At 67.6% G+C, this 14,237-nt stretch carries 12 protein-coding genes and 1 pseudogene; 1 reads left to right on the top strand and 12 read right to left on the bottom strand.

The features are described 5' to 3' along the window. Window positions 1–3 precede the first annotated feature (3 nt). The 6 genes from BLV15_RS08970 to BLV15_RS08945 form a co-directional block, all read right to left on the bottom strand. Window positions 4–273: a K+/H+ antiporter subunit F gene (locus BLV15_RS08970; RefSeq protein WP_090226816.1), complete on the bottom strand. Its 270-nt coding sequence runs from the start codon at window positions 271–273 to the stop codon at window positions 4–6. After that, window positions 258–755: a Na+/H+ antiporter subunit E gene (locus BLV15_RS08965; RefSeq protein WP_090226813.1), complete on the bottom strand. Its 498-nt coding sequence runs from the start codon at window positions 753–755 to the stop codon at window positions 258–260. The genes BLV15_RS08970 and BLV15_RS08965 overlap by 16 nt, the downstream gene beginning before the upstream one ends. Then, on the bottom strand, window positions 752–2,251 hold the full coding sequence (locus BLV15_RS08960) for a monovalent cation/H+ antiporter subunit D (RefSeq protein WP_090226810.1): 1,500 nt from the start codon (window positions 2,249–2,251) through the stop codon (window positions 752–754). Before BLV15_RS08960 ends, BLV15_RS08965 begins: the two co-directional genes overlap by 4 nt. Then, the gene (locus BLV15_RS08955) at window positions 2,248–2,577 is read right to left on the bottom strand and encodes a Na+/H+ antiporter subunit C (RefSeq protein ID WP_090226808.1); all 330 of its coding nucleotides are present in this window, start codon (window positions 2,575–2,577) and stop codon (window positions 2,248–2,250) included. The genes BLV15_RS08960 and BLV15_RS08955 overlap by 4 nt, the downstream gene beginning before the upstream one ends. Beyond that, window positions 2,577–5,369 (bottom strand): monovalent cation/H+ antiporter subunit A, encoded by a 2,793-nt coding sequence (locus tag BLV15_RS08950; protein WP_090226806.1) that lies wholly within the window; start codon window positions 5,367–5,369, stop codon window positions 2,577–2,579. The genes BLV15_RS08955 and BLV15_RS08950 overlap by 1 nt, the downstream gene beginning before the upstream one ends. Window positions 5,370–5,630: 261 nt before the next feature. Then, on the bottom strand, window positions 5,631–6,092 hold the full coding sequence (locus BLV15_RS08945; protein WP_090226802.1) for an outer membrane lipoprotein: 462 nt from the start codon (window positions 6,090–6,092) through the stop codon (window positions 5,631–5,633). Window positions 6,093–6,278: 186 nt separating this feature from the next. On the opposite strand from BLV15_RS08945, the gene BLV15_RS08940 reads away from it, so the two are divergent. Next, window positions 6,279–6,515, top strand: a complete 237-nt coding sequence (locus BLV15_RS08940) for a hypothetical protein (protein ID WP_090226799.1) — start codon at window positions 6,279–6,281, stop codon at window positions 6,513–6,515. Here BLV15_RS08940 and BLV15_RS08935 read toward each other — a convergent pair. The 6 genes and pseudogenes from BLV15_RS08935 to BLV15_RS22085 all read right to left on the bottom strand — a co-directional run bounded on the left by BLV15_RS08935 (window position 6,500) and on the right by BLV15_RS22085 (window position 14,228). Further along, a complete protein-coding gene (locus BLV15_RS08935) occupies window positions 6,500–7,639 on the bottom strand; it encodes a glycerate kinase (protein WP_090226796.1) in 1,140 nt (379 codons plus the stop codon). The genes BLV15_RS08940 and BLV15_RS08935 overlap by 16 nt on opposite strands. Window positions 7,640–7,781: 142 nt before the next feature. Continuing rightward, a complete protein-coding gene (locus BLV15_RS08930; protein ID WP_090226794.1) occupies window positions 7,782–8,876 on the bottom strand; it encodes a sugar diacid recognition domain-containing protein in 1,095 nt (364 codons plus the stop codon). A gap of 58 nt (window positions 8,877–8,934) precedes the next feature. Next, window positions 8,935–9,582: a pyridoxamine 5'-phosphate oxidase gene (pdxH, locus tag BLV15_RS08925; RefSeq protein WP_090226790.1), complete on the bottom strand. Its 648-nt coding sequence runs from the start codon at window positions 9,580–9,582 to the stop codon at window positions 8,935–8,937. 48 nt (window positions 9,583–9,630) lie between these two features. Beyond that, window positions 9,631–10,368 (bottom strand): annotated as a pseudogene (locus tag BLV15_RS08920) (OmpA family protein); the annotation flags it as partial. Between the two features lie 144 nt (window positions 10,369–10,512). Beyond that, window positions 10,513–11,661 (bottom strand): serine hydrolase domain-containing protein, encoded by a 1,149-nt coding sequence (locus tag BLV15_RS08915; protein WP_090226785.1) that lies wholly within the window; start codon window positions 11,659–11,661, stop codon window positions 10,513–10,515. Between the two features lie 131 nt (window positions 11,662–11,792). Further along, entirely contained in the window at window positions 11,793–14,228 is a 2,436-nt protein-coding gene (locus BLV15_RS22085; protein ID WP_175534319.1) for a beta-agarase, read from the bottom strand. Between the last annotated feature and the right edge of the window lie 9 nt (window positions 14,229–14,237).

Below are 14,237 nucleotides of genomic sequence, written 5' to 3'. Positions count from 1 at the left end.
CCGTCAATCGATGATGTCGCCGTGCAGCAGGTGTTTGCCCAGCGCCACGGTGGTGACGAAACCCATCACCGCGATCAGCAGCGCGACCTCGAAGAAGGTGCCGCTGCGCAGCCAGATGCCGAGCAGGACGATCAGCGCCAGCGCGTTGATCGACAGCGTATCCAGCGCCAGCACGCGGTCCGGCATGTCCGGCCCCTCGATCAGGCGCAGCAGGTTGAGCACCACGGCGAGCGCAAGCATCGCCAGGCACAGCGGAATCACGTAGGCGAACATTCGAATATCTCCAGCAACGGGGCTTCGTAGCGGGTCTTCACCTGCGCCACCAGGTCGTCGGCATCCTCGAGATCGAGCACGTGCAGCAACAGCCGGGAGTGATCGGGACTGAGGCCGGCGGACACGGTGCCCGGCGTCAGCGACAGCACGCTGGAGAGCACCGCGAGGACGAACTCGTCGCGAATCTCGATGGGCACCTCGACGAAGGCCGGACGCAACCGGTCGCGCCGGCCGAGCACCAGCCTTGCCACATGCACGTTGGCGATGACGATGTCGTAGAGCACCAGCAGGGCGAAACTCACCAGCTTCGCCGGCTTGCGCACGGGCGGCACCTCGAGCAGGAAACGCCGGCAGAGCAGCGGAATGGCGACGCCGAGCAGGCCGCCCAGGAGGAGCTGGCCAAGGTTCAGGCTGTTGGTCAGCAACAGCCACATGACGATCAGCAACAGGCTAAGGCCCGGCTGCGGTAACAGCCGCTTCATGCGCCACCTCCGACGATCCGCAGGTAGGGCGCCAGGTCCAGCAGCTGTTCCGCCGTCGCCTGCAGGTAGGCCTGCAGCGGCCCGCCGGCCAGCACCAGCAGCGGCGCGCCGAGCAGCAGCCCGCTGCTGGCGATCAGGCGCAGCGGGTCGTGCTCGACGGTCACCGACGGCTGCCCGCTTGCGCGCCAGAACAGCGTACTGCCAGCCCGGCTCAGCGCCACCAGCGCGCAAAGCCCGCCCGTCAGCAGCACCGTCCACAGCAGCAGCGTCGGGTAACCCATCGGCGCCGCGCGCAACAGCAGCAGCTTGCCGATGAACCCGGAGAACGGCGGCAGCCCGGCGATGGCGATAGCGCCGACGAAGAACATCCCGCCGAGCAGCAACGGCTGCTGCAGCGCCGGCCCGGCCGTCAGTGCGCCGGCCTGCTCACCGCGCTGGCGGGCGATCAGGTCGGCGAGCAGGAACAGCCCTGCAGAAATCCAGGTGCTGTGGATCAGGTAATACAGCAGCGCGGCGATGGACGCCGGCGAGCCCAGCGCGATGCCGGCCAGCAAGGTGCCGACCGAGAGGATCATCAGGTAACCCAGCAGCATCTGCAGCGTGCGCGCCCCCAGCGCACCGAGCGCCCCGCCGATCACCGTGAGCAGCGCCAGCGGCCACAACCAGTCGCGCGCCAGGTTGGCCAGTTCGCCGGCCTCGCTGCCATAAAGCAGGGTGAACACCCGCAGGATCGCGTAGAGCCCGACCTTGGTCATGATCGCGAACAGCGCCGCCACCGGCGCGGTGGCGCTGGCATAGGCACGCGGCAGCCAGAAGTACAGCGGCAGGACCGCCGCCTTCAGCGCGAAAACCACCAGCAGCAGGAAGCCGGCGGCGGCCAGCAACGGCGTCTCGCTCGGCGCCGCCTGTCCGATGCGCAGCGCCAGGTCGGCCATGTTCAGGGTGCCCGTGAGCCCGTAGAGGGTGCCGACACCGAGCAGGAAGAACGATGAGCCGAGCAGGTTGAGCAGCACGTAATGCATGCCCGCACGCACCCGCTGCGCGCCACCGCCGTGCAGCAACAGGCAGTAGGAGGCGATCAGCAGGATCTCGAAGAAGACGAACAGGTTGAACAGATCGCCCGTCAGGAAGGCGCCGTTGATGCCCATCAGCTGGAACTGCAGCAGCGCGTGGAAGTCGCTGCCGCGCTCGTCGTCGCCGCGGCAGGCGTAGAGCGCGACGAAGCCGGCCAGCACCGCGGTCACCAGCAGCATCAGCGCGCTCAACCGGTCGAGCAGCAGGACGATGCCGAACGGCGGCTGCCAGCCACCCAGCGCATAGAGGCGCAGCTGGCCGTCGCTGGCCTGCGCCAGCAACAGGATGCTCAGCGGCAGCAGCAGCCAGGTGGCGCCCAGCGACACGCCGCGGCGCAGGCCCAGCGGCATCCGCGCGGCGGCCAGCAACAGCGCGCCGGTGAACATCGGCAGGAGGATCGGCAGGATCAGCGCATGCTTCATTCGCGCGGCTCCTCCCCATCCACGTGATCGGATTTCACCTCGCCGAGCGCGCGCAACGACAACACCACGACGAAGGCGGTCATGGCGAAACCAATGACGATGGCGGTCAGCACCAACGCCTGGGGCACCGGGTCGGCGTACTCCCCGGTCTTGCCGAGCACCGCCGGCATGCCGCTGTTCAAGCGGCCCATGCCGAACAGGAAGAGGTTCACTGCGTAGGAAATCAGGGTCAGGCCCATCACCACCGGGAACACTCGCGCGCGCAGCAGCAGGTAGACGCCGCAGGCGGTGAGGACGCCAAGGGTGACCGCGAACAGGGCTTCCATCAGAGCACCTCCTGGCTGCTTTCGTCCTGGCTGACGTGGCCGATGTTGGACAGGATCAGCAGGGTGGCGCCGAGCACCGTGAGGTACACGCCGAGGTCGAAGAACAGCGCGCTGGCCAGCTCCACCTCGCCGATCAGCGGAATCTCGAAGTGGCCGAAGGCGCTGGTGAGGAATTCGTGACCGAACACCCAGCTGCCGACACCGCAGAGACCGGCGACGAGGATTCCGCTGCCGGCCAGCGCATGCAGGCTCCACGGCAGCCGCTGCTGGGTCCAGCCGACGCCGTGAGCGATGTACTGCAGGATCAGCGCGACCGCGGTGATCAGCCCGGCGATGAAACCGCCGCCCGGCTGGTTGTGGCCGCGCAGGAAGATGTACGCCGAGACCAGCAGCGCCAGCGGCAGCATCACTCGCGACAGGCTGTCGAGGATCATCGGATGGCTGTCGGTCGACCAACGCCGGCCGTTGCGATCGTGCAGCGGATGCGGAAGGTGCAGGCCACGCAGCAGGCCGTAGACGCCTACCGCGGCGATCGCCAGCACGCAGATTTCGCCCATCGTGTCGAAGCCGCGGAAGTCCACCAGGATCACGTTGACCACGTTGCTGCCGCCCCCGCCGGTCAACGCGTTCTCCAGGAAGAACGAGGCGATGCCGTCGTAGGGGCGGGTCATCACCGCGAAGGCCAGCAGCGCCACGAGAATGCCGCTGCCGCTGGCCAGGATCAGGTCGCGGAAGGCGCGCAGGCTGCTGGATTCCGCCGGCGTGCGATCGGGCATGAAGAACAGGGCCAGCACCAGCAGGATCAGCGTCACCAGCTCGACGCTGAGCTGGGTCAGGGCCAGGTCCGGCGCCGAGTAGCGGGCGAAGGTCAGGGTCACCAGCAGGCCGGCCACGCTGAGGATCATCAACGCCGGCAGCCGGCGACGATGGAAGCCGACGGTGAGCAGCCCGCTGAGCATCAGGATGCCCAGGCCGAGCACGCCGATCGGGTCCAGCGGCGACAGGCGCACGCCGCCCTCCAGCGCGTGCAGCGGCCCCAACGCGACCGCCACGCAGAGCAGCGCGCTGCCCAGCATCAGCGCCAGGTAGCGTTGCAGCGAGCCGTTCTCCAGCCATTCGGTGAGGCGCCGCGCCGCGCTCACGCTGGCCTGCACCTGCGCCTCGAACACGGCTTTCGAATCGATCGCCGGCAGCCCTTCGTACCAGCGGTACAGCGCCCGGCGGCAGGCATAGACGACCATTCCGCCGGCCAGCGCGACGACGCTCATCGCCAGCGGCAGGTTGAAGCCATGCCAGATCGCCAGGCTGTACTCGGGCAGCGCACCACCCAGGCTGGAGGCGGCCGCCGCGGCGAGCAGCGGCGCCACGGTGTAGGCCGGGAGCATGCCGACCAGCAGGCACAGCAGCACCAGCACCTCCACCGGAATCTTCATGAAGCGCGGCGGTTCGTGGGGCGGGTAGATCGGCAGGTCGCGCGGCGCGCCGTTGAAGAACACGTCATGGATGAAACGCAGCGAATAGGCCACGGAGAAGACCCCGGCCAGCGTCGCCGCCGCCGGAATCACCCAGTTGAAACCGCCCAGCAGGTTCTGCCCGAGGGTCTCGCTGAAGAACATCTCCTTGCTGAGGAAGCCGTTCAGCAGCGGTACCCCGGCCATCGCCAGGCAGGCCACCATCGCCAACACGGCTGTGTGCGGCATGAACCTCCAGAGGCCGGCCAGGCGGCGCAGGTCGCGGCTGCCGGTCTCGTGGTCGATGATTCCCGCGGCCATGAACAGCGAGGCCTTGAAGGTGGCGTGGTTGATGATGTGGAAGATCGCGGCGACGTTGGACAGGTCGCTGTCGAGACCGAACAGCAGCGTGATCAGGCCGAGATGGCTGATCGTCGAGTAGGCCAGCAGCCCTTTGAGGTCGTGCTGGAACAGCGCCATCACCGAGCCGAACAACAGCGTCGCCATGCCGGTCAGGCCGACCAGGTAGAACCACCAGTCGGTCCCCGACAGCGCCGGATACAGACGCGCGAGCAGGAACACGCCAGCCTTGACCATGGTCGCCGAGTGCAGATAGGCAGACACCGGCGTCGGCGCGGCCATCGCCTGCGGCAGCCAGAAATGGAAGGGGAACTGCGCGGACTTGGTGAACGCGCCGAGGAGCACCAGGATCAACGCCACGGGATAGAGCGCGTGGGCGCGAATCCGGTCGCCTGCCGCGAGCACCGCAGGCAGCTCGAAGCTGCCGACGATCTGCCCGATCAACAGAATGCCGGCGAGCAGCGCCAGCCCGCCGAAACCGGTCACCGTCAGCGCCATGCGCGCGCCCTTGCGCGCGTCGCTGGCGCCGTTCCAGAAGCCGATCAGGAGGAACGACGAAAGGCTGGTCAGCTCCCAGAACAGCAGCATCAGCAGCAGGTTATCGGCCAGTACGACGCCAAGCATGGCGCCCATGAACAGCAGCAGGAAGGCGAAGAAGCGCCCCATGGGCTCGCTTCTCGCCAGATAGTAGCGGGCGTAGAGGATCACCAGCAGGCCGATGCCGAGGATCAGCAGCGCGAAGAGAAAACCCAGGCCGTCGAGGCGCAGGCTGAGGTTCAGGCCCAGCGCCGGCATCCACTCCAGCCGGTAGACGAGGTGCTCGCCGGCGAACACCGCCGGGTATTGCGCCAGCAGCAAGGCCAGCGCGGCGAAGGGCGCGACGGCGGCGCCGAGGGCACTGACCGGTCGCCCACCGCGGCCCACGAACGCACTCAGCAGTACGCCAATGAACGGCAAGGCGATGATCAGCGCTAGCACCATGAGCGGGTCCCTTGTTCCAGTCGCGCGGGTGGCCTTCGATTATCCGTAACTATCGATCTAGCGTCATGGATATAAGTATTACTAAAACTGAACGCGCCACCGTCGCCCCCGCGAAAAGCCGATACGCACCGGGGTTAGGCTGCAAAAGCTCGATTTGATTCCGACGAATTCGCCGAGGGAAGGGAAAGCGGAGAGCGGAGCGGGGAAAGCACCGCCCGGCCGGCAGGCGAAGGCGGCGCGGGCGGCGAATGAGTGGGAAGATCAGGGGCTGACGCGGCTGGTACCGTCCACGGTGAGGATGCGCACGCGCTGGCCGACGCGGAACACCTGGTTCGGCTCGACCTCCTGGACGTAGGCACGCATGCTGCCGTCGTCTTCACGCACGGTGATCTCGACGCCCTGGGTCTTGGTGAGGCCCTCTTCCGCCGCGGAGCCGAGCAGGCCGCCCGCCACCGCACCGATCACCGCCGCGACCAGGCTGCCGCGACCGCCACCGACGCCGCTACCGGCGACACCACCGACGACCGCGCCGGCACCCGCGCCGATCGGGGTCTTGGTGCCTTCGATCTTCACCGGACGCAGGGCTTCGATGCTGCCCATGCGCACGGTCTGCACGACGCGCGCTTCGTCGCGGGAATAGGTGTCGCCAGTCAGGCTGGAAGTACAACCGCCCAGAGCCAGGCTCATGGCGGCGAACGAAGCGATCAGGGCAGGCTTGAACATGACAAATCTCCAAAAGGACATGGTCTTGTAGACCGCTCGCCGCTCCACATGTCACGGCGAGTGCCCACGATTCTACGTTTTTTCGGTTTTGCGCGACAGCGCGCGCGGTGGCCGCCGCGACACTGACGACCTTTGCCAGCTGGGCCGCATCCGCTAGTCTGGCCGGCTTTTACCCGAGACGACGTCATGGATTACTTCATCATCGCGGTGGTTACGCTGGCCGGCCTGTACTTCCACTGGTGGCTCTATGTGCGCATCCGCCGCTGGACAGATCGCGACCTGGCGCTGTCCCTCGGCGGAGACGACAAGGACAAGCGCGACTACATGCTGCAACGCCTGCAACAGGCGCGCAGCGAAGGGATCAAGCGCCGCGACCTGCCGCGGTGGCTGGAGCGGGCAGCCGACGACTATCGCCGCGACTGAGCCAGTCGCCAGAGTCGGGCGACATCCGCCGCCCGCGCCCGCAACTGCGCCGCCGCCTCGCCCATCGCCTGCTCCAGCGGCATCGGCCCCGGCACCAGGCTGAACGCGGCGTCGATGCCCACTTCATAGAGTTTCTGATAGCCGTCGCCGAGACTGCCGGCTATCGCCACCACCGGAACCCCCGCCGCCTTCGCGATCCTGGCCACGCCCATCGGTGTCTTGCCGTGCAGGCTCTGCGCATCCAGCCGGCCCTCGCCGGTGATCACCAGATCGGCACCCTGCATGGCCTCGGCCAGGCCGCTGAGTTCGGCGACAACCTCGACCCCCGGACGGAAACGCGCCGCCAGGAACGCCCGCGCCGCGAAGCCCAAGCCACCCGCCGCCCCGACACCGGGAGACTCGGCGTGATCCTCGCCCAGCGCCCGCGCGGCCACCTCGCCGAAGCGCCGCAGGGCGGCGTCCAGTTCCTCGACGTGCTGCGCCGTGGCGCCCTTCTGCGGACCGAACACCGCCGAGGCGCCCCGCGGCCCGCACAACGGGTTGTCGACATCGGCGGCGACTTCCACCTGCACCTGCGCCAGGCGTGCGTCCAGGCCGTCGAGATCGAGCCGGTCGAGCCTGGCCAGGGCGGCGCCGCCCTCCTCCAGTTCGCGCCCTTCGGCATCGAGAAAACGCACGCCCAGGGCGCGCAGCAGTCCGCTGCCGCCATCGTTGGTGGCGCTGCCGCCCAGACCGAGGATGATCCGCCTGGCGCCGACATTGAGCGCCGCGCGGATCAGTTCCCCGGTGCCGAAACTCGAGGTGATCCGCGCATCGCGTTGCGCCGGCGTCAGCAGGTGCAGGCCGCTGGCCGACGCCATCTCGATCACCGCGGTGTCGTCCTCGAGCCAGCCCCAGTGCGCGTTCACCACCTCGCCGAGCGGGCCACGCACGGGCGATTCGCGGCGTTCGCCACCGGTGGCGGCCAGCAAGGCGTCCACCGTGCCTTCGCCGCCGTCGGCCATCGGCCTGGCGACGATCTCGGCATCGGCAAAGACCTGCCGCCAGCCCTCGCCAATCGCGGCGGCCACCGCGTCGGCACTGAGGCTTTCCTTGAACGAGTCGGGGGCAATTATTATTTTCATGGGGACCTCGCGATTACTGCATAAGCGCCTGCCGGAGTCAGGCCATTGGCATCCATTGTGGCTCAGCCGGGCCAAGCGCCGCGCTGTCCCTGCGCACCAGCGCCAACCCGCGTAGGCGATGCCGTTGGTGCAGACGCACAATTCAACCTGCAGCGAGCAGATCGAGGCCCAGCGCCAGGTGCGTGCGCTGATCGTCGCGCAGCGGGTTCAATCCGCTGATCTCGGCGATCCGTTCGAGGCGGTAACGCAGCGTATTGCGGTGGATGCCGAGCAACGCCGCGCACTCCTGCGCCTGACCACGGTGTGCGCACCAGGCTTCCAGGGTCTCCAGCAGGATGCCTCCCGCGTCCTGTTCGACCAGCTCGCGCAATGGCTGCAGCCAGCCATCGATCAGCCAGTCACCGCGCCGGGCGAAAAGCAGCACCTGCAGGCGCAACCCTTCGAGGTCGAGCAGGCGCCGCTGCGGATGGCGAACCTGCCCGTAGGCGTACAGATCGCGCAACGCGAGACAGGCTTCACGCAGATCGTCCAGCTGTCGCAACGAACCGCTGAGCATCAGCTTGGCGACGCCCCAGCCGCGCTGGTCGGCTTTGCTCAGCCAGGCCGCATCGTCACGCTCGTTCTGCCAGGGGCGGAACCAAAACAGCTCATGGGCGCTCAGGGCGATGCACAGGTTGTCCGCCCTGCCGGCAAGCGACGTCAGCAGCGCCTGCGCCTCGCTGCCCGGCTGCAGGTGCAGCAGGCAGGCCTGTAGCGGCCAGCCCAATTGCAGGCCCAGGCGCTCGGCTTCGGCGGCGAGCATCGACAATCCCTGCTGGCGATCGAGCAACCGGCGCAACCAGGCTTCGAGCTGGTGCCGCTGCCAGTGCCGCTCGGCCTGCAACTGGCGTTGCTCGACGAGCATCTCGGCGGTCATCCGCACCAGCGCCGCGTAGGGCCGCAGTTCCTCGGGATCGCCGGTGATGCCGAGCACGCCGATCAGTTGGTCGGCGTACAGCAGCGGCAGATTGACTCCCGGCTTGACGCCGCGCAGACAGGCCGCGGCCTGTGCGTCGATCTCCACGGTGCGCCGGTTCGCCAGCACCAATTGGGCACCCTCGTGACGCGAATGCAGCCGTTCGCGATCGCCGCTGCCGATGATCATGCCCTGCGCATCCATCACGTTGATGTTGTGCGGCAGGATCGCCATCGCGCGGTCGACGATGTGTTGCGCCAGGGTGGAATCGAGTTCGAGCATGAAAAAACGGCCTCTGGAAAGAGGCCGCTAGTGTAGGCAGGAAATGCGCGTCAGGGGATCAGGGCGCCAACCGCTCGCGTACCCAGGCGCCATCCTCCAGGCGGTAGTTCAGCCGGTCATGCAGGCGGCTGGAACGGCCCTGCCAGAACTCGATGCGCTCGGGCAGCAGGCGATAGCCACCCCAGTGCTCGGGGCAACTGGGCTCCTGGTCCTGGAAACGCGCTTCGGTCTTGGCCAGCAGCTCGGCGAGCTGTTCGCGGTCACGGATGACCTGGCTCTGTGGCGAAGCCCAGGCTCCGAGGCGGCTGCCCAGCGGACGCACCTGGTAATAGGCGTCGGATTCGGCGGGGGTGACTTTCTCGACGCGCCCTTCGATGCGCACCTGACGTTCGAGGGAAGGCCAGAAGAAAGTCATGGCGCCGAAGGGTTGCGAGGCGAGCTGCTCGCCCTTGGCGCTGAGGTAGTTGGTGAAGAAGGTGAAGCCGCGCTCGTCGAGCCCCTTGAGCAGCAGGATCCGGCAATGCGGACGGCCCTCGGAGTCGACCGTGGCGAAGGTCATCGCGTTGGGCTCGACAGGCGCCTGCTCGGTCTTCACCGCGTCGGCGAACCATTGCTGGAACAGCGACAGCGGCTCGGCCGGCGCCTGCTGCTCGCTCAGCCCGTCGCGGGTGTAGTCGCGACGCATATCGGCGAGGCTCTGGTTCATGCTGCACTCCTGACGAAAAAGAGTCCTAGCTTAGCCAGGCAAGCCTTACTTGGCTTGATCTGCGGCAACCACCTTACCCACCGCGGCGATCTTCGGACCGCTCGCCAAAGGCGCGCCCGGCGTGGCCTGGACGCTGGTCTCGGCCTTGGCCGGCTGGCTGTACTGGGCGAGCAGCGCGGTCAGGGTGTCCTGCGGCGTGAGCATGATCTCCACGCGGCGGTTCAGCGAGCGGCCCTGGGCACTGTCGTTGGCGGCGCGCGGCATGTCGGAGCCTACGCCCTGCTGCTTCAGGCGATCCTGCTTGAGGCCGCTGAGGCGGAAGATCGAAGCGAAGGCGCGGGCGCGATCCTGGCTGAGCTTGCGGTTCAGGTCGAGGGCACCGGAGCTGTCGGCATGGCCGAGGATCAGCACGGCGGTCTTGGAATCGTCCTGCACCAGCTTGGCGACCTTGGTCACCGGGCCAAGGGTGACCGGGAGGAGCATTTCCGGGCGATCCGGGTTGAACGAGGAGTCCACCGGCGCGGTGATCACCAGCAGGTTTTCACGACGCTCGACTTCGAACTTGCTGCCCTTGAGGGTCTCACGCAGCTGCGGCTCGTAGGTGTCGAGCCAGGCCTGGGTGATCTTCGGATCGGGCATCTCGACCTTCTTCTGTTCAGCCACCGCTTCCTTCTTGCCGAACGGCCACCACGAGCTGCTCTTTTCGCCGGCGTCATCGCTTTTGAAGGTGCTGCAGCCCGATACGATCATGCACAGAATCAAGGTAGTGGTCTTGAACAGCTTCATGAAATGGTTTCCGTAATCTGGAAGTTGATGGTCGGGTCGATAGGCGCAAGATAAGGAAGCGGCGCCGCGCTCTCATACTTCAAGTTAAATTCTGGACGCAACTTATTAATTCGAAAAGGCTTCCGTTGAGAAACTGACGAGCGGCTATTCCAGGCATACCGCCGTCACTCGGGCCAGGCGCTGCGCCCGCGGGTCCATCAGTACATAGGGGCCGAGGCTGTTGCAGACGAAGGCGAAACTCAGGTCGCGCTCCGGATCGGCGAAACCGATGCTGCCGCCCGCGCCCGGATGGCCGAACGCCTTGGGGCCGGCGCCGTAGGTGGCGTTGGCGACTTCGGGCTGGTCGAGCATGCAGCCGAGGCCGAACCGGGTGGCGGTGAGCAGCGTGCGATCCTCGCCGCGACGGTGCTCGCGGGTCAACTCGCCGATCAGTTCGGGCTCCAGCAGACGCCCGTCCAGCAGGCCGCTGTAGAAACCCGCCAGCGAGCGGGCGTTGCCATGGCCGTTGGCGGCCGGCTGCGCCATGCGCCGCCATTCGGGCTTGTTGGTGCTGGTCAGTACCGACGGCGGATTGGTGAAGGCGCGCGTGCTGACGGCGTTCGGTTCGCTCATGAAGCACTTGAGCAGGCGCTGCGCTGCGGCGTCGCCCAAGTTGCCCTTGGCCCGCGACATGTGCGCGACCCGGTGGAACTCGGAATCGGCCAGGCCGACGTGAAGATCCAGGCCGAGCGGCCTGGCCACCCGGTTGACGATGGACTCGCCGGGGCCGCGGCCATCGACGCGGCGCAGCAATTCGCCGACCAGCCAACCGTAGGTGATCGGCGCGTAACCGTGTGCTTCGCCCGGTGTCCACCAGGGCTGCTCGGCGGCCAGGGCATCGGTCATCGCCGTCCAGTCGTAGAGCGCCTCGCCAGGCAGCTGCGCGTGCAGGGCCGGCAGGCCGGCGCTGTGGCTGAGCAGGTGGCGCAGGGTGACGTGCTGCTTGCCGGCGGCGGCGAACTCCGGCCAGTAGTGCGCCACGGGAAGGTCCAGCTCGAGCTTGCCCTCGCCCACCAGTTGCAGCGCGGCGACCGCGGTCAGCGTCTTGGTGCAGGAGAACAGGTTGAGGATGGTGTCGCTGTGCCAGGCCTCGGCGCCATCCTTGTCGGCGGTCCCGGCCCAGATGTCCACCAGCGTCTCGCCGCCGATCTGGATGCACAGCGCGGCGCCGCGCTCCTGGGGGTTGTCGAACAGTTCGGCGAAAGCGTCCTTCACCGCTTCGAACTTGAGGTCGTAGTAGCCCTGAATCTGCACGCCGGCACCTGCGGATAACGAGTCAGCGCGCATTGTTCCAGCACCGGACGCGCTTGGGAACCGGAAGAAAGACGGGTTTCGGCCCGACATTCACGCGCAGCCACCGCGCAACGGCGGCTGCGCATCGCCGGTCAGAGCGTTTTCGCCTTTTCCGTGGCCGGCAGCCACTTCTCCGGAACCGCCAGGTTGGCCTTGCGCACCGCCTCGATGAAGCCCTGATAAGGCAGGTCGGTGATACCCACCAGCCCCAGGTGGCCGTTCTCGCCATCGAGCAGGCGACCGGTCACCGGCTGGTCGAGATACTGGAACCAGTGGGCGCCGACGATCGTCGGCTCGGCAATGGCGCGCGCGATGAAGTTGGCATAGGCCGGCCCGCGCTCTTCTTCCTTGTAGACCTCGGCGACGCCACCCCAGAACGGCCCGCGGTCACGCGAACCGAAGTGGAATTCGGTGACCATCACCGGTTTGTCCAGCTTGCGCAGCGCCTCGAAGTCGTAACCCTGCTGCGGCTCCCGGGTATAGAAGTTGAAGCTCAGGACATCGCAGTACTTGGCACAGGCGGCGACCGCCTCCGGCGTGCTGATGGCGAAGCGGCCGCCCAGCAGCAGGTGGTTCGGCGCGTGCCATTCCAGCGAGTCGGAGATGGTCTTGAAGTAGGTCTCGGCGAACACCCGCTGGAAGTACTGCAGGTCTTCCTCGATGGCCGGGTGTTCCGGGCTCGGCAGCGGCGCCTCGAAGCCGGGGTCTTCCATCAGCTCCCAGTGTTCCAGGCCGATGCCCCAGGCCTTCGACAGGCCCTGCTCGTTGCGGTACTTGTCGCGCAGTTGCTTGAGGAAGGCACGCTTGGCCGGCACGTCCGTGGTCAGGCGTAGGGTGCCGTAGGCGATGGCATAGCGATCATGCGGCTCGTTGCCCGGCGCGGCCCAGGACAGCTCGTTGTCGGCGAAGAAGCCGATCAGCCAGGGGTCGTCGCGGTGGCCGCGGGCGGCGATGGCGATGGCGCGCTCGGCGGCCATGGCAAAGCGCGGATCGAAGGGATCGGGAATTCCGCCCCACCAGTCGTGGCCGGTGCTGATGGTGGCGTAGTCGCCGGAAATCGACAGCGGCACGGTGAACGGCATGCGCCTGGCGTCCCCCAGCTCCCCATCGCTCCAGTTGCCGAGGGTGTTGAAGCCCCAGGCCTTCAGCCGGTCGATGCTACGCGACGCCCAGCGCTCGACGGCGGCAGCGCGCTTGAGACGGTCGCATTCTTCCGCGGTCGGCGGTTCGGCGTCGCTTTTCGGCGCGTCGTTCGGCGTGGCGGCGGCCGGGGCCGGCGCGCTCAGTTGCGTCTCGCTGCCCGGAGCCACGACTTCCGGTTTCGGTGCGGGAGCGGCGGAGTCCGCGGTGAGCGCGGCGGGCGTGCAGCCCACGCACTCGCTGGAGCCGGCGCACGGCAGGTCGCCGTACTGACGCTCGAGGTTGGCGTTGTAGAAGTCGAACCAGCGTCCGCTGGCGTAGGCGCGGCCCTTGTTGGCGCCGGTGTCGCTGCGGTTGTCGCCCTTGCCATAGAACCGCCCCAGCGGGCCGTCGGCGGGCGGCAGGTCGCTGAACATGCTTTCGCGACCCTCGATGTAGGTCTGGCTTTGTTGCAGGGTCACCGCGTTGACGCCGAGGGAGAAGTACGGATGGCCGTCCGGGGTCACCAGGTACCAGCGACCGTCCTGCTTGACCGTATTGAAGAAGCCCTTGGCCGGGAACGAAGGGCCGCGCAGCCAGCCGCCATAGCGATCCTGCTGCGGCAACTGCTGCTGCCACTTCCTGACCTGTTCGGCGTCCTTCGCCGCGGCGGCGCGCAGTTGCTCGTCGCTCCTGACCTTCTCCGGCCAGTTGCCGCGTGTGTACTGGCCGAAACCATCGACGATGCCCTTGTAGGCGTCGTGGAAATCCTGGTCGCCACGCACACCGAAGCGGCCAAGCAGGATGTTCTGCGCCACGTCCGGATTGCTCAGGGAAACCGTCACCGAACTGACCTGGGCGGGGTTCAGCTCGCCCTCGACGGTATCCGCCAGGAGCAGCTTGCGGTCGCCCCGCGCCCACGGCATCGGCAGGCCGGCGCGCATGCCCAGCGCCCGCGGGGAGGTGGCCTGCAGCGGCACCAACAGGGTCTGCGCCGGGCCGGCCGGCAGGGCGATGCGGGTGGTCAGCGCCTTGCCGTCGGCACTCTCGATGCGCACGTCGACGGTCAGCGCCCAGTCCATCGCGCTTTGCAGGCGCAGGCTCATGGCACGCATCTGCGACCAGTCCCAGGTGCCTTGTTGCGGGGTGAGGACGAGGCTGGGCTTCTGCGCCGGGTTGAATACCAGGCGGCGGAGGATTTCCCCCTCCGGGGTGCTCTCCGCGGTCAGTTCGGGAAAGAACGCATCGTTGGTCTGCACCTTCACCACGTCGGTGGGGCGGACGAAGTTGAACAGCACCTGCGGCGCCGGCTCAGGAACCGCCGCCGGCGCGGCGGCGGGTTCGGACGCGGCGAGCGCCGGCGCGCTCAGCAACAGGGCGAACAACGTGGACAACGAGCGGTGAATCATGAGGCGGTA

Source organism: Pseudomonas kuykendallii (assembly GCF_900106975.1).
GTDB lineage: Bacteria > Pseudomonadota > Gammaproteobacteria > Pseudomonadales > Pseudomonadaceae > Pseudomonas_O > Pseudomonas_O kuykendallii.
Note: the sequence above shows the minus strand (reverse complement) of the source record. Positions and strands in the feature narration are given on the sequence as shown.